The 20801-nt window shown below is 69.5% G+C and carries 19 protein-coding genes and 2 tRNA genes; 11 read left to right on the top strand and 10 right to left on the bottom strand.

Features of this window, described 5'->3' with window-relative positions; all coding sequences use genetic code 11:
• The first annotated feature begins 101 nt into the window (after positions 1-101).
• A complete protein-coding gene (locus ACZ4XD_RS05320) occupies positions 102-1022 on the top strand; it encodes a LysR family transcriptional regulator (RefSeq protein ID WP_468038391.1) in 921 nt (306 codons plus the stop codon).
• A gap of 208 nt (positions 1023-1230) precedes the next feature.
• On the opposite strand, the gene ACZ4XD_RS05315 is transcribed toward ACZ4XD_RS05320, so the two are convergent.
• A tRNA-Leu gene (locus ACZ4XD_RS05315) sits at positions 1231-1314 on the bottom strand.
• Between the two features lie 534 nt (positions 1315-1848).
• Here ACZ4XD_RS05315 and ACZ4XD_RS05310 point away from each other — a divergent pair.
• The 6 genes from ACZ4XD_RS05310 to pknB all read left to right on the top strand — a co-directional run bounded on the left by ACZ4XD_RS05310 (position 1849) and on the right by pknB (position 9934).
• Positions 1849-2682 (top strand): FhaA domain-containing protein, encoded by an 834-nt coding sequence (locus ACZ4XD_RS05310; RefSeq protein WP_468038389.1) that lies wholly within the window; start codon positions 1849-1851, stop codon positions 2680-2682.
• A 10-nt stretch (positions 2683-2692) separates the two neighbouring features.
• Complete coding sequence (locus ACZ4XD_RS05305; RefSeq protein ID WP_042151061.1) at positions 2693-3223, top strand: FHA domain-containing protein FhaB/FipA; 531 nt, start codon at positions 2693-2695, stop codon at positions 3221-3223.
• A 132-nt stretch (positions 3224-3355) separates the two neighbouring features.
• Positions 3356-4924 carry a PP2C family protein-serine/threonine phosphatase gene (locus tag ACZ4XD_RS05300; RefSeq protein ID WP_468038387.1) on the top strand — a complete coding sequence of 523 codons (1569 nt, stop codon included), beginning with the start codon at positions 3356-3358 and terminating at the stop codon, positions 4922-4924.
• A gap of 23 nt (positions 4925-4947) precedes the next feature.
• Positions 4948-6333, top strand: a complete 1386-nt coding sequence (locus ACZ4XD_RS05295) for an FtsW/RodA/SpoVE family cell cycle protein (RefSeq protein ID WP_388190161.1) — start codon at positions 4948-4950, stop codon at positions 6331-6333.
• On the top strand, positions 6330-7799 hold the full coding sequence (locus ACZ4XD_RS05290; RefSeq protein ID WP_468038386.1) for a peptidoglycan D,D-transpeptidase FtsI family protein: 1470 nt from the start codon (positions 6330-6332) through the stop codon (positions 7797-7799). The genes ACZ4XD_RS05295 and ACZ4XD_RS05290 overlap by 4 nt, the downstream gene beginning before the upstream one ends.
• Before the next feature lie 146 nt (positions 7800-7945).
• Entirely contained in the window at positions 7946-9934 is a 1989-nt protein-coding gene (pknB, locus tag ACZ4XD_RS05285) for a Stk1 family PASTA domain-containing Ser/Thr kinase (protein WP_468038384.1), read from the top strand.
• Between the two features lie 176 nt (positions 9935-10110).
• Here the strand turns inward: pknB and ACZ4XD_RS05280 are convergent, their stop codons facing one another.
• The 6 genes from ACZ4XD_RS05280 to ACZ4XD_RS05255 form a co-directional block, all read right to left on the bottom strand.
• A complete protein-coding gene (locus ACZ4XD_RS05280) occupies positions 10111-10851 on the bottom strand; it encodes a class E sortase (RefSeq protein ID WP_468038382.1) in 741 nt (246 codons plus the stop codon).
• A 25-nt stretch (positions 10852-10876) separates the two neighbouring features.
• Positions 10877-12334, bottom strand: coding sequence for a class E sortase (locus ACZ4XD_RS05275; protein ID WP_468038380.1), 1458 nt, complete (start codon positions 12332-12334; stop codon positions 10877-10879).
• Positions 12331-12987: an aminodeoxychorismate/anthranilate synthase component II gene (locus ACZ4XD_RS05270; protein ID WP_468038378.1), complete on the bottom strand. Its 657-nt coding sequence runs from the start codon at positions 12985-12987 to the stop codon at positions 12331-12333. The genes ACZ4XD_RS05275 and ACZ4XD_RS05270 overlap by 4 nt, the downstream gene beginning before the upstream one ends.
• Positions 12984-13157 carry a hypothetical protein gene (locus tag ACZ4XD_RS05265; RefSeq protein ID WP_018092075.1) on the bottom strand — a complete coding sequence of 58 codons (174 nt, stop codon included), beginning with the start codon at positions 13155-13157 and terminating at the stop codon, positions 12984-12986. Before ACZ4XD_RS05265 ends, ACZ4XD_RS05270 begins: the two co-directional genes overlap by 4 nt.
• An 81-nt stretch (positions 13158-13238) precedes the next feature.
• Positions 13239-13961, bottom strand: coding sequence for a class E sortase (locus tag ACZ4XD_RS05260; RefSeq protein ID WP_468038376.1), 723 nt, complete (start codon positions 13959-13961; stop codon positions 13239-13241).
• Positions 13962-13998: 37 nt separating this feature from the next.
• Positions 13999-14769, bottom strand: a complete 771-nt coding sequence (locus tag ACZ4XD_RS05255; protein ID WP_042151041.1) for a DUF881 domain-containing protein — start codon at positions 14767-14769, stop codon at positions 13999-14001.
• Between the two features lie 181 nt (positions 14770-14950).
• Here ACZ4XD_RS05255 and crgA point away from each other — a divergent pair, with 181 nt between their 5' ends.
• Complete coding sequence (gene crgA, locus ACZ4XD_RS05250; RefSeq protein WP_468038374.1) at positions 14951-15205, top strand: cell division protein CrgA; 255 nt, start codon at positions 14951-14953, stop codon at positions 15203-15205.
• 235 nt (positions 15206-15440) lie between these two features.
• On the opposite strand, the gene ACZ4XD_RS05245 is transcribed toward crgA, so the two are convergent.
• Both ACZ4XD_RS05245 and ACZ4XD_RS05240 read right to left on the bottom strand, forming a co-directional pair.
• Complete coding sequence (locus ACZ4XD_RS05245) at positions 15441-16358, bottom strand: rhomboid family intramembrane serine protease (RefSeq protein ID WP_468038372.1); 918 nt, start codon at positions 16356-16358, stop codon at positions 15441-15443.
• Between the two features lie 151 nt (positions 16359-16509).
• Positions 16510-17037 carry a peptidylprolyl isomerase gene (locus ACZ4XD_RS05240; RefSeq protein ID WP_042151035.1) on the bottom strand — a complete coding sequence of 176 codons (528 nt, stop codon included), beginning with the start codon at positions 17035-17037 and terminating at the stop codon, positions 16510-16512.
• A gap of 319 nt (positions 17038-17356) precedes the next feature.
• Here ACZ4XD_RS05240 and ACZ4XD_RS05235 point away from each other — a divergent pair, with 319 nt between their 5' ends.
• Complete coding sequence (locus tag ACZ4XD_RS05235) at positions 17357-18067, top strand: DUF5324 family protein (protein WP_468038369.1); 711 nt, start codon at positions 17357-17359, stop codon at positions 18065-18067.
• Positions 18068-18240: 173 nt separating this feature from the next.
• Here the strand turns inward: ACZ4XD_RS05235 and ACZ4XD_RS05230 are convergent.
• Positions 18241-18313, bottom strand: a tRNA-Ala gene (locus ACZ4XD_RS05230).
• 127 nt (positions 18314-18440) lie between these two features.
• Here ACZ4XD_RS05230 and ACZ4XD_RS05225 point away from each other — a divergent pair.
• On the top strand, positions 18441-18989 hold the full coding sequence (locus tag ACZ4XD_RS05225) for a helix-turn-helix domain-containing protein (RefSeq protein WP_042151031.1): 549 nt from the start codon (positions 18441-18443) through the stop codon (positions 18987-18989).
• A gap of 58 nt (positions 18990-19047) precedes the next feature.
• Positions 19048-20556, top strand: coding sequence for a serine/threonine-protein kinase (locus ACZ4XD_RS05220; protein WP_468038367.1), 1509 nt, complete (start codon positions 19048-19050; stop codon positions 20554-20556).
• Positions 20557-20801 lie beyond the last annotated feature (245 nt).

Genomic DNA, 20801 nt, shown 5'->3' with positions numbered 1-20801 from the left:
CGCCCGCCCTCACGGGGGAACAACGGCCCACCTCTCACGCTTCTATGAGCAGGACTCATCGATCCACCGCACAGACCACCGACCGACCCCCGGAGCCACCCATGAGCGGCCCGACCACCACCGGCCTGCCCGCCCCCGGCCTCGAACTCCGCGAACTGGAATGCTTCCTCGTGCTCTCCGAGGAGCTGCACTTCGGCCGCACCGGCGAGCGGCTCTATGTCTCGCAGAGCCGCGTCAGCCAGCTGCTGCGCGCCCTGGAGTCCCGGATCGGCGCCCGTCTCGTGGACCGCACCAGCCGCCGGGTCCGCCTGACCCCGCTCGGCGAGGAGTTCCGTACGTCGCTGCGCCCCGCCTACGACGCACTGCGCAGCACCGTGGAGCGCGCCCGCAGCGCCGCCCGCGGTATCGACGGCCGGCTGACGGTCGGCTTCCAGGGCACCGCCGACGACCGGATCATGCGGGCTCTCGACGTCTTCCACCGCCGCCACCCGGGCTGCGCCACCGAGATCGTCGAGATCCCGCTGTGCGACCCCTTCGGCGCGCTGCGCAGCGGCGCGGTCGACGCGGCCGTCACGCTGCTGCCCGTGACCGAGCCCGATCTCACCCTCGGCCCCGTCTTCCCGGCCCAGCAGCAGACCCTCGCCGTCTCCGTACGGCACCCCCTGGCGTCCCGCGCCACCATCGGCGCCGAGGATCTGGCGACCACCCCCCTGATCTCCGCGGCCGGCCCGGCGCCCGCCTACTGGCGCGCGGCCCACGCCCCGGCCACCACCCCGCAGGGGCGGCCGATCCCCGCCGGCCCCGCCGTCAGCACGCTCCAGGAGGGCCTCACCCTCGCCGCAGCCGACCGCGGCGGCATGCTGCTGTGCCGTCCCACCGCCGACTACCACGGCCGCCGCGACCTCGTCTTCGTCCCCGTCACCGGCCTGCCGGGGTCGGTCCTGGGCCTGGTCCACCACACCGCCCGGGAAAACGCCCGCGTCCGCGCCTTCCGTACGGTCGTCACGGAGATCGCCGGGTGACGGAGGCCACGGCTCATGGCGATCGGGAGCGCGGGCGGGCGGAAACGGGCCCGGCGAGGGCGTGGAGGGCACGAATGTGACGTAGCCCTCAACGGCCCGGCTGAGGGCTGCCGCCGGAGCCCCGGACCCGTGACATGGGCAACACGTGACGAACACAACGAAAGACCCCCGGTCGCCGGATTTCTCCGGAGACCGGGGGTCTCATCTGTGCGCGAGGGGGGAGTTGAACCCCCACGCCCTTTCGGGCACTGGAACCTGAATCCAGCGCGTCTGCCTATTCCGCCACCCGCGCATGGGTGCTGCCGGTTGATTCTCTCACGTGATCCGGGCTGTTCCGTCCGGGTCTTGTGCGAGCGCCTGCCGACATCCAGAACACTAGCACGCTGTCAGGGGTGTCTTCACACGCCTTTCCCCCGGTCCCCGCACTGCGGCAACCCGGGCGGCACCCCGCCTCACCCCGGGCATTCGCCGCGCGCTGCCCCTAGGGGTCACACTCGCGGTAGCCGCAATCAGGGTGCGGGCCGCCCGGTCCGCCTCGGGGGCGGCCGACCCGGCCGGCCCCGCGTCACGACCGACTCCGGCCCCCGCCCGGCCGGAGTGGTCGGCGGTTGCGGGACACTGTCTTCGGGGCACATCTACGATCGCAGTGCACAAGCACTGGACAAGGAGCAGACAAGCACCGGGCAACCCTGTGAGGGGCGACACTCGTCCTCAAGGCGGGAAAGGGGAACCAGCCGATTTCCCTACGCGTGGATACGATCAGTAAGCAGTATCAGGACGACTCGATCAGGACGACCCCGACGAAGACTGAGGAAGGAGGTGCCCCGTGGGAGTACTGAAGCGTTTCGAGCAGCGTCTCGAAGGTCTCGTCAACGGCACCTTCGCCAAGGTGTTCAAGTCCGAGGTGCAGCCCGTTGAGATCGCCGGCGCGCTGCAGCGCGAGTGCGACAACAACGCCACCATCTGGAACCGCGACCGCACGGTCGTCCCCAACGACTTCATCGTCGAGCTGAGCACCCCCGACTACGAGCGGCTGAGCCCCTACAGCGGGCAGCTCGGCGACGAGCTCTCCAGCATGGTCCGCGACTACGCCAAGCAGCAGCGGTACACCTTCATGGGCTCGATCAAGGTCCATCTGGAGAAGGCCGACGATCTCGACACCGGCCTGTACCGCGTGCGCAGCCGCACGCTCGCCTCCAGCTCCTCGCAGGACCAGCCGGGCCCGGCGGCCGACCGGCGCTCCGCCGCGGCGCCTCGCGGCGGCCGGCCCGGCGGCGGCCATGTGAGCCCGCCCCCCATGCCTTCGTCCCCGCCTCCCGGCGGCGCACAGTCCGTACCCCGTACGGCACCGCCCGGTGCAGGACCGCAGCCCCAGGCGCAAACCAGGCGCTGGATCGAGATCAACGGCACCCGCCACCAGATCTCGCGGCCCACGCTCGTGCTGGGCCGCAGCACCGACGCTGACGTACGGATCGACGACCCGGGTGTCTCCCGGCGTCACTGTGAGATCCGGGTCGGAACGCCCCCCACGATCCAGGATCTGGGTTCCACGAACGGCATCGTGGTAGACGGGCAGCACACCACTCGCGCTAATCTCCGCGACGGCTCGCGGATTGTCGTGGGCAGTACCACCATCGTTTACCGGCAAGCCGAAGGGTGAAGCGGGGGCAATGTCAGAGCTGACCCTCACGGTCATGCGGTTGGGTTTCCTCGCCGTACTGTGGCTGTTCGTCATCGTGGCCGTTCAGGTCATCCGCAGCGATCTGTTCGGCACGCGCGTCACACAACGCGGTGCCGCCCGTCGCGGCGGGCAGGAAGCGCGTGCGCAGCGTCAGGCTGCCGCGCCGCCGCAGCAGCAGCGCCGCCAGGAAGGCGGCCGCGGCAACAACAACCGGCAGCGCCGCGGAGCGCCCACGAAGCTTGTGGTCTCCGAAGGCTCGCTGACCGGCACCACCGTCGCCCTCCAAGGCCAGACCATCTCTCTGGGCCGAGCGCACGACTCCACGATCGTGCTGGACGACGACTACGCGTCCAGCAGGCATGCCAGGATCTACCCGGACCGTGACGGCCAGTGGATCGTCGAGGACCTCGGTTCCACCAACGGCACGTACCTGGACCGGACCCGACTGACGACCCCGACACCGATTCCGCTGGGAGCCCCGATCCGCATCGGCAAGACCGTCATCGAGCTGCGGAAGTAGTACGACAATGAGCGAGCGGAGCGAGCGAGCCGCGGCGGTCCACTCGGCGGACCCGGGCGTGCTCCCGACCGGAGGGTGGGCAGTGTGGCTCGAAGAGACCGGCTGTACCCCGAGCCGACGGGTGAGGTGCGCATGAGTCTGTCACTGCGCTTCGCCGCCGGATCGCACAAGGGCATGATCCGCGAGGGCAACGAGGACTCCGGCTACGCCGGGCCACGGCTGCTCGCCATCGCCGACGGCATGGGCGGCCAGGCCGCCGGTGAGGTCGCCTCGTCCGAGGTGATCTCCACCCTGGTCCAGCTCGACGACGACGTCCCCGGCTCCGACCTCCTCACCTCCCTGGGCACGGCCGTCACGCGCGCCAATGACCAGCTGCGGGTGATGGTCGAGGAGGACCCCCAGCTGGAGGGCATGGGCACGACCCTGACCGCCCTGCTGTGGACCGGGCAGCGGCTCGGCCTCGTCCATGTCGGCGACTCGCGGGCGTATCTGCTGCGCGACGGCGTCCTGACCCAGATCACCCAGGACCACACCTGGGTGCAGCGGCTGGTCGACGAGGGCCGGATCACCGAAGAGGAAGCCACCACCCATCCGCAGCGGTCTCTGCTGATGCGGGCGCTGGGCAGCGGCGATCATGTCGAGCCCGATCTGTCGATCCGTGAGGTGCGGGCCGGCGACCGGTATCTGATCTGCTCGGACGGGCTGTCCGGGGTGGTCAGCCACCAGACGCTGGAGGAGACCCTCGCCAGCTACCACGGTCCGCAGGAGACGGTGCAGGAGCTGATCCAGCTCGCACTGCGCGGCGGCGGACCCGACAACATCACCTGCATCGTCGCCGACGTCCTGGACGTGGACGGCAACGAGACGCTGGCCGGCCAGCTCAATGACACCCCGGTCATCGTCGGGGCCGTCGCGGAGAACCAGCACCAGCTCAGCGACCCGAGCACGATGCAGACACCCGCCGCCCGGGCCGCCGAGCTCGGCCGGCCCGGCGGGCCGCACCCGGGTGCGCCCGGTGGTGCCTTCGGGCCGCCCGGCAGCGGTGATCCGGAGGTCGGCGGGCCGCCGCAGGGCTCGTTCGGCGCGTTCATGGACGAGGACTTCGTCAAGCCCCGGCGGCGCGGGCGGTGGCTCAAGCGGTCGCTGTTCATCGCGCTGGCGCTGGCCGTTGTGGGCGGCGGCTGCTACGCGGGCTACAACTGGACGCAGACCCAGTACTTCGTCGGTGCCAAGGCCGACCACATCGCGCTCTACCGGGGTATCAGCCAGGACCTCGCGTGGATCAGGCTCAATGATGTGGACGAGGACCACCCCGAGATCGAACTCAAGTACCTGCCGCCGTATCAGCGCAATCAGGTCAAGGAGACGATCGCGGTCGACAGCCGCACGCAAGCGGGCGAAAAGGTCGCCGAGTTGAGCAAGCAGGCCAACGCCTGCCGTAGTAAGGAGCAGCGGGAGGCCGCCGAGCGTGATGCGGCGCGCCACCCGGGTCACGGCCAGACGGGCACGCCGAGCAAGCCCGGTTCCCCGTCGCAGTCCGCGTCGCCGAGCGCCAAGCCCGGCAGCACCGGCAAGAGCGGCGGCACCGGCACGGCCGGCACGCTGGCGGCGACCACGTCTCCGTCTCCCGCAGCCACTCCCAGCCAGGCCCCTTCCCAGGAGCAGCAGAAGCTGGAAAAGAATTGCAGCACCCAGCAGTGAGGGCGTAGGGGGCCGTAGATCACATGAGCAGCAGCACCACCAACACCACCACCATCGGCACCATCGGAGCCCCGAGCCGCCGCAACACCGAGCTCGCGATGCTCGTCTTCGCGGTGCTGATTCCGGTGTTCGCATACGTCAACGTCGGTCTGGCGAAGGACGGTACGGTGCCGGCCGGTGTGCTGGGCTACAGCCTCGGGCTGGGCCTGCTGGCGGGCGTCGCGCATCTCGTCGTCCGCAAGTGGGCGCCGTACGCCGACCCGCTGATGCTGCCCATCTCCACCCTGCTCAACGGCCTGGGACTGATCTTCATCTGGCGGCTGGACCAGGAACCCTCGCTGGGCAAGGCGATGGCCCCCAACCAGCTGATGTGGTCGACGTTCGGCGTCGCGCTCTTCCTGGGCATCCTGATCTTCCTCAAGGACCACCGCGTCCTCCAGCGCTACACCTACATCTCGATGGTGGTCGCGCTGGTGCTGCTCGTCGCGCCGATGTTCTTCCCCGGTGTGAACGGCGCGAAGATCTGGATCACGATCCCGGGTCTCGGCTCGCTCCAGCCCGGTGAGTTCGCGAAGATCATCATCGCGATCTTCTTCGCCGGCTATCTGATGGTGAAGCGGGACGCGCTGGCCCTGGCCAGCCGCCGCTTCATGGGGCTCTACCTCCCCCGCGGCCGCGACCTCGGCCCGATCCTCGTCATCTGGGCGCTGAGCCTGATGATCCTGGTCTTCGAGACCGACCTGGGTACCTCGCTGCTGTTCTTCGGCCTGTTCGTCGTGATGCTGTACGTGGCGACCGAGCGGACCAGCTGGATCGTGTTCGGTCTGCTGCTCAGCGCGGGCGGCGCGGTCGCGGTGGCGACCTTCGAGTCGCACGTCCAGACGCGTGTCCACAACTGGCTCAACCCGCTGGAGCTGCTCAACGGCGGTGTCACCGAGACCGCCCAGGCCATGTACTCCTTCGGCTCCGGCGGCATCCTCGGCTCCGGACTGGGCCAGGGCTACTCCCGCCTCATCCTCGGTATCGCGCCGAAGAGTGACTACATCCTCGCCACGGTCGGCGAGGAGGTCGGGCTCGCCGGACTGATGGCCATCCTGCTGCTGTACGGCCTGCTGATCGAGCGCGGTATCCGTACGGCGCTGGCGGCCCGCGACCCGTTCGGCAAGCTGCTGTCGATCGGCCTGTCCGGTGCCTTCGCCCTTCAGGTCTTCGTCGTCGCCGGTGGTGTGACGGGCCTGATCCCGCTGACGGGCATGACGATGCCGTTCCTCGCCCAGGGTGGCTCGTCCGTGATCGCCAACTGGGCACTGGTCGCCATCCTGCTGCGGATCAGTGACACCGCGCGCCGCCCGGCGCCGGCCCCCGCCCCCTCCACCGACGCCGAGATGACCCAGGTGGTCCGTCCGTGAACAAGCCTCTGCGCCGGGTCGCGATCTTCTGCGGCCTGCTCGTCCTCGCCCTGCTGGTCCGCGTCAACTGGGTGCAGTTCGTCCAGGGTGACGAGCTCAAGAACGACCCGCACAACCGCCGGGTCGCCATCGAGCGCTACAGCACCCCGCGCGGCAACATCATCGTGGACGGCAAGGCCATCACCGGCTCCACGACCACCGACAGCGGCGACTTCAAGTACAAGCGAACGTACAAGAACGGCAAGATGTGGGCGCCGGTCACCGGCTACGCCTCGCAGGCCTTCGACGCCAACCAGCTCGAGAAGCTCAACGACGGCATCCTCAGCGGCACCGACGACAGGCTCTTCTTCAGCCGCACGGTCGACATGTTCACCGGCAGCAAGCAGAAGGGCGGCAACGTGGTGACCACCCTTGACGGCAAGGCCCAGAAGGCCGCCTTCGAGGGTCTCGGCCACCAGAAGGGCGCGGTCGCCGCGATCAACCCGGAGACCGGCGCGATCCTGGCCCTGGCCAGCACCCCGTCCTACGACCCCTCGACCTTCGCCGGGATGAGCAACAAGGACGCCGAGGCGTACCTCGCGCTCCAGAAGAAGGAAAACCCCGACGAGCCGATGCTCAACCGGGCGCTGCGCCAGACCTACCCGCCCGGCTCCACCTTCAAGGTCGTCACGGCCTCGGCCGCTCTGGAGAACGGTCTCTACGACGACGTCGACTCCAACACCCGGTCGCCGCTGCCCTACACGCTCCCCGACACCTCGGGCATCGAGCTGAAGAACGAGGGCAACATCCCCTGCAAGAACGCCACCCTCCGGGAAGCGCTGCGGGTGTCCTGCAACACCGTGTTCGGCAAGATCAGCGCCGACCTCGGCAACAAGAAGATGATGGCCGAGGCGGAGAAGTTCGGCTTCAACAACCCGGAGATCTACACCCCGGTCCGTGCCTCGGAGAGCATCTTCCCCAAGGACAACCGGCCGCAGAACGCGATGGCGGGCATCGGCCAGGCCTCCAACCGCGCCACGCCGCTCCAGATGGCCATGGTCGCCTCGGCGGTCGCCAACGGCGGCAAGCTGATGAAGCCGTACATGGTCGACAAGCTGGTCGCGCCGAACCTCAATGTGGTCCAGCAGCACACTCCGCAGGAGATGAGCGAGCCGCTCAGCCCGGAGAACGCGCAGAAGGTCCAGAGCATCATGGAGACCGTGGTCAAGTCGGGTACGGGAACCAACGCCCAGATCCCGGGCGTCACCGTCGGCGGCAAGACCGGAACCGCACAGCACGGCGAGAACAACAAGGACAATCCGTACGCCTGGTTCATCTCCTACGCCAAGACCGACAAGGGCACCCCCGTCGCGGTGGCCGTCGTCATTGAGGGATCCGACACGCTCCGCGATGACATCGCCGGCGGCAAGCTCGCAGCTCCGGTAGCGAAGCGCGTCATGCAGGCGGTACTCGAAGGCGAGAAGTGACGCGGATCATGCCAATAGCGGTCACGTATCAGGTTGCGGCTCCGGCCCGGTCCGGTACGGCGTGGCGGGTACCGTATGCCCGGACAGCACACCGCCGGACCACACACCGGTGCGGTCGGGACTGACGGAGAGGGCTGGAGAAGCTTATGGAAGAGCCGCGTCGCCTCGGCGGCCGGTACGAGCTGGGCTCGGTGCTCGGCCGCGGTGGCATGGCCGAGGTGTACCTCGCGCATGACACCCGCCTGGGCCGCACCGTGGCTGTGAAGACGCTGCGGGTGGACCTCGCCCGTGACCCGTCCTTCCAGGCCCGGTTCCGCCGTGAGGCCCAGTCGGCCGCCTCGCTGAACCATCCGTCGATCGTCGCGGTCTACGACACCGGCGAGGACTACGTCGACGGTGTCTCGATCCCGTACATCGTCATGGAGTACGTCGACGGCTCCACGCTCCGTGAGCTGCTGCACTCCGGAAGAAAGCTGCTGCCCGAGCGCTCGCTGGAGATGACCACCGGTGTCCTCCAGGCTCTGGAGTACTCCCACCGGGCCGGCATCGTCCATCGCGACATCAAGCCGGCCAACGTCATGCTGACGCGCACCGGCCAGGTCAAGGTCATGGACTTCGGTATCGCCCGGGCCATGGGCGATGCCGGCATGACGATGACGCAGACCGCGGCGGTCATCGGTACGGCCCAGTACCTCTCGCCCGAGCAGGCCAAGGGCGAGCAGGTCGACGCCCGCTCCGACCTGTACTCCACCGGCTGTCTGCTCTACGAACTGCTCACGGTACGGCCGCCGTTCGTCGGTGATTCACCGGTCGCGGTGGCCTATCAGCATGTCCGCGAGGAGCCGCAGAAGCCGAGCAACTTCGACCCCGAGATCACGCCCGAGATGGACGCCATCGTCCTGAAGGCGCTGGTCAAGGACCCGGATTACCGCTATCAGTCGGCCGACGAGATGCGTGCCGACATCGAGGCGGCGCTGGACGGCCAGCCGGTCGCGGCGGCCTCCGCGATGGGCGCGGGCGGCTACGACCAGGACCAGCCGACCACCATGCTGCGTCCGCAGGACCCGGCCGGCCAGACCTCCATGCTTCCGCCGATGAACGCGGACGACGGGGGCTACGGCTACGACGACCGCGGCGACCGCCGCCGCGGTGGCGGCCAGAAGAAGAGCAACACCTCGACGATCCTGCTGGTGATCGCGGCGGTCCTCGTCCTGATCGGTGCGATCTTCATCGGCAAGGCGATGTTCACCAAGACCAACGGCGGCGGCACGACACCGGTGCCCAGCCTCATCGGCAAGTACTTCAAGGAAGCCAAGGATTCCGGCCGGAACGGCGGCTTCAAGGTCACCGAGGGGGGCCGCAAGGCCTGCGACAACGTCAAGAAGGGCCAGGTCACCGCGCAGACCCCGAAGGCCGGCGGCGAGGTCGCGAAGGATGAGGCGGTCAAGGTCACGTTGTGCACCGGGCCCATCAAGGTGACCGTTCCGGACGTGGAGGACTTCTCGTACGAAAAGGCGGTCGATCGCCTTGCGCGCAAGGGCTTCAAGAACGTCCGACAGGTCAAGAAGGAGTCCGACCGGAACCCGGGCACCGTGATCGCCCAGAATCCCCAGGCCCAGAGCGAGGCGGCCAAGAGCACGCAGATCGTCCTCACCGTTGCTCAGGAGTCCCCGAAGGCCAACGTCCCGGACGTCAAGGGCCAGGACTTCGCGGCTGCCAAGAATCAGCTCGAAACCCTGGGCTTCAAGGTCGACAAGATCGAACAGGACGTCACCGACCCGACCCAGGTCGGCAAGGTGCAGAGCCAGAGCCCTGAGGGGAACACCCCGGCCAAGCTCGGCTCCACCGTGACCCTCACGGTCGGCAAGGCCGGGGCGCAGACGCCGGTTCCGGGTGTCGTCGGCCAGACGGTGAAGGACGCGAAGAAGGCGCTCCAGCAGGCCGGCTTCACCAACATCCAGTTCGCCGACGGCAGCTCGCCGGACGACAACGCCCGTGTGGCCGCCCAGGACCCGCAGCCGACGACACCGTCCGACCCCAAGACCACCACCGTGACGCTGACCACCATCGGCGGGGGCGGCAACGGCAACGGCGGCGATGACGGCGGCGGATTCATCGGCGGACCGTTCGGCTAGCGGCCCGGCCGCTTCGGCCCGGCAGACACGAAGCCCCGGCAGCCCTTCAGAGGGCGCCGGGGCTTTCTGTTGCGCGGAGGCGGGTCCGGAGGCGGGAGGGGTCGGGGCCCCGCCGGGAAGCCGGGGCTCTACCGAGGAGCGTCGGCCCTCCTGGGAAGCTCCGCGGCCCGCGCGGCCTAGCGGAGTTCCTTCGGGGGCGTGCGGTCCGCGTCGACCTTCTCGGTCCGCTCCAGTTCGCCCCAGACGACATAGCGGTAGTTCGAGGTGTAGACCGGGGTGCAGGTCGTGAGGGTGATGTAGCGGCCCGCCTTGCGCTTGCCGGATTCCTTGGGGATGTCGTCGAGGACGTCCACGTTGTACTTCGAGGTCTCCGGCAGGGTCGCGAAGACCTTGTAGACGTACCAGGTGTCCTTGGTCTCGAAGACGACCGGGTCGCCGTCCTTGAGCTTGTCGATGTTGTGGAACTTCGCGCCGTGGCCGTCGCGGTGCGCGGCGAGGGTGAAGTTGCCCTTCTTGTCCTGGGGCAGCCCCGACTTGACCGGCTTGGTGTAATAGCCGGCCACCCCCTCGTTGAGGATCTCGGAGTCGGTGCCCTTTTCGACCAGGACCTCGCCGTTGTTCATGGCCGGCACGTGCAGAAAGCCGATGCCGTCCTTGGTGTCCAGCTCGCCCGGTCCCTTGGGCCCGTCGCTCGCCCAGTGCCGACGCACCTGGTCACCCTGCTTGTGCGCTTCGCGTTCGGCGAGGACGTTGGTCCACCACAAGGAGTACGCGACGAACAGGCCCAGGATCAGCCCGACCGTGATCAGCAGCTCACCGATGACGCTGACGATGGAGGCGAGGGCTCGGCGCACCCGGCGCGGCTTGAGTGGCGGCGCGGACCGGTCGCATGCCTCGTCGTTTCCGGTGGCAGTCACCGCGTAGCACCCCTCTTATGTTTGCTCAGCCGGCGAGCGCATCCGGTTTGCCCTTGCTCCGCGGCCGCTCGTCGACCATCTTGCCCCAGACGATCATCCGATAGGTACTGGTGAACTCCGGGGTGCAGGTCGTCAGGGTGATGTAGCGGCCGGGCCCGGTGAATCCCGAGCCGGGCGGCACCGGGCCGATCACGCTGGTGTTGCTCGGCGACGTCTGCGGGAGGATGCTCTCCATCTCGTAGGTGTAGTACGAGCTCTTCGTCTCGACGATGATCTTGTCGCCCTTGGTGAGCCGGTTGACGTAGCGGAACGGCTCGCCGTGGGTGTTGCGATGGGCCGCCACCGCGAAGTTGCCCTTCTTGTCCCAGGGCATCGCGGTCTTGATCCCGCTGTTCTTGTCGTAGTGACCGATCAGGCCGTGGTCCAGCACTTTGTGCTTGTCGATCCCCTCGGCTATCGGCGCCTTCACATCCAGCTTGGGGATATACATGATCCCGAAGCGCTCGCCGTCCGCGAGGTTCTTCTTCTCGCCGCCGCCCTTGTCCCATTCGTGCTGGAGGTTGTTGGCGGCGCCGCCCGCCTCCTGCTCGGCCATCACATTCGTCCACCAGAGCTGATAGGTGACGAACAGCAGCATCAGCACGCCGAGGGTGATGAACACCTCGCCCAGCGCGCGGCTGGCGATCAGGCTGGGACTGTCCTTGGCGGCTCGTGCGGCCTGCCGGGCCTCCAGCCGGGACATGGGGGCGGAGGCCGGTTCAGCAGCGGAAGCAGCGGCCGCTGGAGCGGCGGCGGATCCAGTGTGGCGTTTGCGCCTGCCGCCCCGCTTGGCGGCTTCCTGGGCGGCCTTGCGCCGGGCCGCGCGGCCCCCGGGCGTTGGGGTCGCTGTCGCGGTTTCACGTGAAACCGTCGTGCCGGTTTCACGTGAAACGCTGTCCCCGTCGGGCTTCTCCGCCTGCCGCAGCGCCATGGTCTCGTCGTCCTGCCGCGAGGCGGGGGCAGCGGTCCCGGCCGGAGCGGGGCTCACGGCCGGAGTCGGGCTCACCCGCGGAGCGGGGGCCGGGGACGCCGATGCCTCCGGGGCGGCTTCGCGCCGGGATATCGACTCGGCGGTGGCGGGGCGGGGGACGTAGCCGGGGCCGTACGAGCGGCCGTAGGCGGCCGTCTGAGGGCCGTACGCCTGCGGATCCGGCGGGGACGGCTCTTCGGGCTCCAGATGCGGGCGGAACCACGGTGAGCCCTGCCTCCCGCCCTCCTGAGCGGGTTTGCCCCGTCGGCGGCCACGCCCCGGCTGTTCGTACGGGCCGGGCGCGGGTGCCGGGGGCGCCTGGCCCGGCAGCGGATCGGTCAGCGGGTCGGCCAGCCGCTCCACCGCCGCCTCGAACGGATCGGGCTGCCGGTACGGGTCCTGCGGGGTGGAGGACCGGTCCGGCTCGTTCGGCTCGTAGGATCTCCCTTCACGTTCCGGGCGCAGGGCGGTCACCCGCCTGCCTTGCCGACCACCGGGGCCAGCCCCGTCGAGCGCTCCACCGCCCCCTTGTCACCGCATTCGACGAGCCAGTTGGCGAGCATCCGGTGCCCCCACTCCGTCAGTACCGACTCGGGGTGGAACTGGACGCCCTCGACCGGGAGTTCGCGGTGCCGCAGACCCATGACGATCCGTCCGCCGGGGACGTCTTCGGCTTCCGTCCAGGAGGTGACGATCAGTTCGTCGGGGACGGTGTCCGGCTCGACCGCGAGGGAGTGGTAGCGGGTGGCGGTGAAGGGGGACGGCAGCCCGGAGAAGACGCCGACGTCCTCGTGGTGGACCGGCGAGGTCTTGCCGTGCAGCAGCTCGGGGGCGCGGTCCACCACGCCGCCGTACGCGACCGCCATCGACTGCATGCCCAGGCAGACGCCGAAGACCGGAACACCGGTGTCCGCGCAGTGCCGGACCATGTCGACACAGACGCCGGCCTGCTCGGGCGTGCCGGGGCCGGGCGACAGCAGCACCCCGTCGAAGCCGTCCTGGGCGTGCCGCGTCGCGACCTCGTCGTTGCGCAGCACCTCGCATTCGGCGCCGAGTTGGTAGAGGTACTGGACGAGGTTGAAGACGAAGCTGTCGTAGTTGTCGACGACGAGAATCCGTGCGGTCATCGGGCGGCCATCCCTTCATCGACAGTGACGTCATTGAAGGGCAGCAGCGGCTCCGCCCACGGAAAGACGTACTGGAAAAGCACGAAGACGACCGCCAGCACGAGCACCAGGGAAATCAGCGCTTTCACCCATGTGTTGCCCGGCAGATGCCGCCAGATCCAGCCGTACATGCTGTCGCTGTCCCCTTGCCGATGCCGATGACGATGTCGATTGCGACACCAGAGTAAGGGGCGAGGGCGGGCCCAGGTGGGTCAGCCGGTCAAAGCCGATGGCCTTCCCTGTGCCACGGGTTGGGTGGAATCCAGGTGTGCCCAGGCGATCAGCCGGTGGCTGTGGCCCCATTCCGGCTCGCAGGTGGTCAGCGTGAGATAGCGCCCGGGGCCGTTGAAGCCGGACTTCCGCGGGACGGGGTCGATCACCCCGATGTCGCCGGGCAGCGTCGTGTAGGGCCGGTTGTCGATGCGGTAGGTGAACCAGGTCGTGCCGTCGGTCAGCACCACCGCGTCGCCGGGGCGCAGCCGCGGGAAGTCCTTGAAGGGGTCGCCATAGGTGCGGCGGTGGCCGGCGACGGAGAAGTTGCCGATCTCGCCGAGACGGGCGGTGCGGGCGTAATGGCCGAGGCCGCGCTTGAGGACGTCGGTCGCGGTGCCTTCCAGGACGGGCTTGGTCCAGTCGGCGCCCAGGCGCGGGATGTACATGACGGCGAACGAGGTGCCCGGGGTGTAGCGGCGGGGCCGCTCGGCCGGAGTGGCGTCGCTGTCGGGGGCCGGTGTGCGGTCGGGGGCGGTACCCCGGCCCGTGGACCACTGGTGCCGGAGCCTGCCGATCTCGCCGTCCATGGCGCTGTCGGCCCGTACGCCGGTCCAGAAGAGGAGGTAGGCCACGAAGAGCACGATCAGTGCGCCGGCGGTCACACAGATCTCGCTGAGCGTCCGTACGATCCACCGCACCGTCGTCCGGCTCCGCAGCGTCATCCGGCCCCGCCCCTCCCCGGCGCCCGCGGCGTGCGGGCTACGGCTTCACAGGCTGTGCGTAGTGGAGATCCACTGTGCCGGAGTAGCCGGGAAGAGTCACCGCCTCGTGCTGGTCGACTTTCCAGCCCAGGCCGTAGGCGTTCACGTACTGGAGGTAGTTCTGGATGGCGGGGGACGCGGTCAGCGCGTTGGTGAGGGCCTCGCGGTTGCCGACAGCGGTGACCTTGTACGGCGGGGAGTAGACCCGGCCCTGGAGGATCAGGGTGTTGCCGACGCAGCGCACCGCGCTGGTGGAGATCAGCCGCTGGTCCATGACCTTGATGCCCTTGGCGCCGCCGTGCCACAGGGCGTTCACCACGGCCTGGAGGTCCTGCTGGTGGATGACCAGGTCGTTGGGCTGCGGCTCGGGCAGCCCGGGGATCTTGGCGGTGGCATTGGGCGGGGCGTCCGTGAGCGTGACCGTCACGCCCTGCCCCTTCACCGGCTTGGTGCCGGCGTTCTTCTCCAGCGCCTTGAGCTTGGCCTCCTCGGCCCGGGAGCTGCCGTTGTCGCGCTGCGCGAGCGCGTCGACCTCTTCCCGCAGGGTGGCGTTGCGGTCGTCCTGGGCGCCGTTTTTGTGGCTGCGTTCCTGGATGAGGTCGGACAGCCGCAGCATCGAGTCGTCCGAGCGGAGATTCGTGCCCCGCGCGGTGTCGAAGCTCAGCCAGAACAGCAGCCCGGCGAGCGCGAACACGACCAGGGTGAGGAGCCGCACGGGCCGCAGGCGGGAACGGGTGGGGCGGTCGGGGGAGTCAGCGGAATTGCTCAACGTACCCTTACTCCTTACGACGCCACGGAAGCACTACGCTAACGGACGCCCGGGAAAGGAATCCGCTCCCCACCGCGTCCGCGCCCTGGCGTAGACCTCGTACCTCCCCCGCGGATGGGGGCACCGCCCGCTCGAGCGACCACGAGAGCGGGGGAGCAGCGCATCGACAGGAGAGTTCCTCGTGCCGAAGTCACGGATCCGCAAGAAGGACGACTTCACGCCGCCGCCGGCGAAGACCACCAACCTGAAGATGAGCTCAGGTCGTGGTTGGGTGGCGCCGCTGATGCTGACGATGTTCCTGATCGGGCTGGTGTGGATCGTGATGTTCTACGTCTCCGAGGGCGATCTGCCGATCGGGGCCATGGGCAACTGGAACATCGTGTGCGGCTTCGGCTTCATCGCGGTGGGCTTCGGCGTATCCACCCAGTGGAAGTAGCGCAAGCCCTGCCCAAGGCCATCCACACGGTTATCCACAGCCGGGGAAAACTTCAGAAGATCTGTGGATAACCCTCCGGAGGTTGACGCCGGTGTGATCGGCGGCACCCTCCGCCGGGCGCCGGCTCCCCCGTTCCTTGCTGGGGAAACGCAGCCCGGAGCGGAGCGGAAGGAAAGTTCCGCACAGCTTGCACAAGATCGGCCACGCACTGTGGACAACGTGCCGGAACGGACTCTCAGCCCACCAGCTGAAGAGTCCGTACCCACACCACCGCGGTGATCGCCAGGAACACCACCGCGCAGGTCGCGGCGTGCACCAGCGTCCGGCGGTCGCGCGGCGCGTGCACCATCCCGAACGCCACCACGGCGCCCACCACCAGGCCACCGACATGGGCCTGCCAGGCGATGTTCGGCCACAGGAACGTGAAGGCCAGGTTGATGCCGAGCAGGATCAGCACCGGCTTCATGTCGTAATTCAGCCGCCGCAGGAGTACGGCCGTGGCACCGAGCAGGCCGAAGATCGCGCCGGAGGCGCCCAGCGAGGGCTGGCCCGGCGCGGCGAGGAGATACGACAGGGCGCTGCCGCCCAGGCCGGCGAGCAGATAGAGCGCGATGAACCGCAGCCGGCCGAGCGCCGCCTCCAGCGGCGGGCCCAGCCACCACAGCGAGAGCATGTTGAACGCGAAGTGCGCGATCTGCTGGTGCAGGAACATCGCGGTCAACAGGCGGTACCACTCGCCCTCGGCGACCCCGATGAGCTGATATTGGCTCGGGTCGGCGGCGAGCCCGAGCAGATCGAGCCGGTTGACCAGCGGGCTCAGGTCACCGCCCGTCGCCAGCACGGCGACGAACACGGCGGCGTTGAGGCCCAGCAGGATCTTGGTGATCAGCCGCGGATCGGCCGCGATCGTGCCGCCCGCGATCGTGCGCGGCGCGGCGGCCTGCGGTGCGTGGCCGGTGCCACCACCGCCCCGCACACACTCCGGGCACTGGAAGCCGACCGAGGCACTGACCATGCACTCGGGGCATATGGGCCGGTCACAGCGGGTGCAGCGGATGCCGGTGGGGCGATCGGGGTGGCGGTGGCAGCCCGGCAGGCCGTCGTCATCCCGCGCGTCCTGCGGCTCCTTCGGGCTGCCTGGCACCTGGTCCATCCGTCCCCTCGTCCTCTTCTCGTCCGGGCACGTCAGCGCTTCGCCATTTCCGCCCGGCCTCCGCCCCGCGGACGAGCGTCGCGCCCCGCCTGATGTACGACCGGGCGGGGCGCAATGGTTCCCCGGATCCGTCCGGGGCCGGCGACGCGGGTCAGCGGGTCTCGACGGCCACCGACTCGATCACGACGTCCTGGAGCGGACGGTCGGTGCGCGGGTTGGTCTGGGTGGCGGCGATCGCGTCGACGACCTTCTTGCTCGCCTCGTTGCTGACCTCACCGAAGATGGTGTGCTTGCCGGTCAGCCACGCGGTGGCCCCGACGGTGATGAAGAACTGCGAGCCGTTGGTGCCCGGCCCGGCGTTGGCCATGGCCAGCAGGTACGGCTTGTTGAAGGCCAGGTCGGGGTGGAACTCGTCCCCGAACTCGTAGCCGGGGCCGCCGGTGCCGTTGCCCAGCGGGTCGCCGCCCTGGATCATGAAGCCGCTGATCACCCGGTGGAAGACGGTGCCGTCGTAGAGCCGGTCCGTGGACTTCTTGCCGGTCGCCGGGTGGGTCCACTCCCGCTCACCCTTGGCGAGCTCGACGAAGTTCTTGACCGTCTTCGGTGCATGGTTCGGCAGGAGCCGAATCTCGATGTCGCCCTGGTTGGTCTTCAGGGTGGCGTAGAGCTGCTCAGCCACGTTCTACCTTCCATAAGTCTTCACTGACGGTTCCTGATCCTCGCACGGACCGGCCCGCCGAAGGCCTCCGCGCGCCCTGTGCGCGCCGCCCTGCCCGCACTTCTTGCCGGTTTTCGTGCGGATTTCCAGCGCCCGGAGCGGCGATTCGTGGCATTGTCGTCAACAAGACGGCGGAAGGTCCGCAATGACCCGGATGCCCGCTCGCACATGCCGTACGACGCATGAGCGGGCATGATCTTCAAACGGGTGGACAGGCGACAGAGAAGACACGGGGGACCAACCCCCAAGCCCCGGACACGCCACCGAGGAGGAGGATCCCGTGACCCGCAAGAAAAGCGTGCGCGCCGCGACCGATACGGCCAAGGACAGCGTGCGGCACGCCGCGGAGGTGGTGGCTCCGTATGCCGGTACGGCCAAGGAAGCCGCCGTGCACTTCGCTCACGAGGCCCGCACACGAGCGGCCCCCAAGGTGGCCGAGGCCGCTCATCAGGCACGTGCGCAGTACGACGCGCATCTGCACCCGCGTATCGAGCACGCCCGAGGCACGCTGCCGCCCAAGGTGGATGCCGCGGCGACCCGGGCTGCCTGCCGGACCCGTAAGGCGGCCCGCCAGGCTGCCGACTACACGGCACCGCGGCTGGAGCACGCGGTGACCCACGCCCGTGCCGCGGCCGAGCCGGTTCGGGAAGAGGCGGTCGCCCGCGGTACCGCCGCGCTCGCCGCGCTCCGTGGCCAGGTGACGGCCGCCGAGATCGCCAAGCTCCAGAGGAAGCACAGCCGCCGGGCCAAGTGCGGCAAGCTCGCCAAGCGCCTCACCGTGCTGGGCATCCTGGCCGGCGGGGCGATCGCCGCGTGGAAGTGGTGGGACAAGCAGGCCAACCCGGACTGGCTGGTCGAGCCGCCGGCTCCCACGGAGGTCAGCGACCGCGGCCGGCTGAGCGCGGTCGACGGCAGCGAGGGCGCCGCGCTGGACCCCGACGTCCAGGCCAAGCAGGCCGAGGCGGATGAACGCCGCGGCGGCACGACCTGACACCGGAGCACCGGACACCTCACCGGGCCGGGCCCGTCACCCCACCGAGGGCGGCGGGCCCGGCCCGGTCGCGTGAGGCGGACGGCACCGGCACTGAGCGCGGCCAACTCTCCGTCAGAACCAGAAAAGCCTTCCTGACCAGCGATTTCGCCGATCGGGAAGGCTTTGAGGAGTGGAGCCTAGGGGAGTCGAACCCCTGACATCTGCCATGCAAAGACAGCGCTCTACCAACTGAGCTAAGGCCCCTTCGCGGACCAGGGTACCCGGTGTCCGACCGCTTTCCCGACCGGGTATCGCCGCACACCGTTGCTCTCCGTAGGATGCTTCGCGAGATTCGCGGCAGCGAAGCGATCGGGGAGACAGGGGAGACGGTATGGACTCAGCACAGCAGGAAGCCACCGCGCGGGCCCGGGAGCTCCAGCGCAGTTGGTACGGGGAGCCTCTGGGTGCGCTGTTCCGCCGTCTCATCGACGATCTCGGTCTGAACCAGGCACGGCTGGCCGCTGTGCTCGGTCTGTCCGCCCCGATGCTGTCCCAGCTGATGAGCGGGCAGCGCGCGAAGATAGGCAACCCGGCCGTGGTGCAGCGGGTGCAGGCGCTGCAAGACCTGGCCGGACAGGTCGCCGACGGCAGCGTCAGCGCCGCCGAGGCCACCGACCGCATGGAGGAGATCAAGAAGACGGCGGGCGGCTCGGTGCTGAACAACACCGCGCAGCAGACGTCGTCGACGGGGGCGACCACGGTGCGGCGCGTGGTGCGGGAGATCCAGTCGCTGCTGCGGTCGGTGGCCGATGCCGGGGACATCATCGATGCGGCGAACACCCTCGCCCCGGCTCATCCCGAACTGGCAGAGTTCCTCCGGGTCTACGGTGCCGGTCGCACCGCGGACGCGGTCGCCCATTACGAGGCGCACCAGAGTTAGAGGCACACCGGAGTCAGCCGCAGGGGACGTCGCGAATTCGGAAAGCGGACGGGGCGCAATGGGTGAGGTCTTCGCCGGTCGGTATGAGCTGATCGACCCGATCGGCCGGGGTGGGGTGGGCGCGGTCTGGCGCGCCTGGGACGCCCGGCGCCGCCGCTACGTCGCCGCCAAGGTGCTGCAACAGAGCGACGCGCACACCCTGCTGCGCTTCGTCCGCGAACAGGCACTGCGGATCGACCATCCGCATGTGCTGGCCCCGGCGAGCTGGGCAGCGGACGACGACAAGGTGCTGTTCACCATGGATCTGGTGAACGGCGGCTCGCTGGCGCATCTGATCGGGGATTACGGCCCGTTGTCGCCGCGGTTCGTGTGCACGCTCCTGGACCAGCTGCTGGCCGGGCTGACCGCGGTGCACGCGGAAGGGGTGGTGCACCGCGACATCAAGCCGGCGAACGTGCTGCTGGAGGCCACCGGCACCGGGCGGCCGCATCTGCGGCTGTCCGACTTCGGCATCGCGATGCGCAAGGGCGAGCCACGGCTCACCGAGGCCAACTACGTGGTGGGAACGCCCGGTTACTTCGCTCCCGAGCAACTGCTGGGCGCCGAGCCGGACTTCCCCGCTGACCTGTTCGCGGTCGGCCTGGTCGCGCTCTATCTGATCACCGGCACCAAGCCGGACGCCGAGGCGATGAGCCGGCACTTCACCCAGCACGGCATCCCGAACGCGCCCGAGGGCGTCCCGGAGCCGCTGTGGCAGGTGCTGGCCTCCCTGGTGCACCCGGATCCGGAGGCGCGGTTCAAGACGGCCACGGGGGCGCGGAAGGCGATTCTCTCGGCGGTCGAACTCTTGCCGGACGTGACGATCGAGGAAGAGATCGTCGAGGTCTTCGACCACATAGGGCCGCTGCCGGCCGGCTTCGGGCCGGACGGGCCGCTGCGCCCCCGTGGCCCGGCGGGACCCGCGACGGCCGGCGCCACCACGGGCACCGGGGCCACCGGACAGGTCTCCATGTCGGACACCGGCAGCTTCCAGCTCGCCCCGCCCGAGCCGACCACCCCGCCGCCCCCGGCCCCCACGCCCACCCCGATGCCGAGGGCCACGCCGGGCAACCCGTACACGGGCCACGGCAGCACACCCACCGGTCACGGCGACACCCCCTCAAGGCATGGCGGCACCTACACGGGTCATGGGGGCACCTACACGGGCCACGGCGACGCCGTCACTGGCCACGGCGGTACGCCCACCGGCAATGACATCCCGGCCGGGCCGCCCGCCTCATCGGGCATGCCGCTCCCGACACCGACACCGGTGCCGCCCCCGCCGCCGGCGCCCACGTACGAGCCGACGGCCGCCGCCCACCCGGAACGCTCCGCGACCCGCCCCTACACGGCGGGCCCGCTGCCGGTCCCGGGACAGCCCCCGGCAGGCACCGCCGCCACCATGCCGTCCCCGGCACACCCCGCCCCGTACAGAAAGCCGGGTCCGCCCGCGAAGGTCGCGGTTCCGGTGCTGATCGTGGCGTTGCTGTGCATCGCGGTCGGCGTCTGGGCCCTGATCGCCGCCTGACGCACCGGCACGGCACCGGTGGGGCCCGAGGTGCACCCGGCCCCTCGGGAGCCCGCTACCAGCCCTGTGGCGGCCCGAACCGGGTGTTCTGTGGCGTCTGTTGGGTCGAGCCCGTCGACTGTCCCGGCAGCGGGGGGGGGGGGGGGGGGGGGCCCCCGGGGGACAGGGCGGGGGGGGGGGGGGGAGCAAACGAAAAAGGAAAAAAGGGAAACAAAAGACACACCGCCAAATCCCAAAGGAAAACA

It is taken from the genome of Streptomyces sp. NPDC029466 (assembly GCF_055574515.1).
This window is presented reverse-complemented; position numbering and strand designations above follow the sequence as displayed.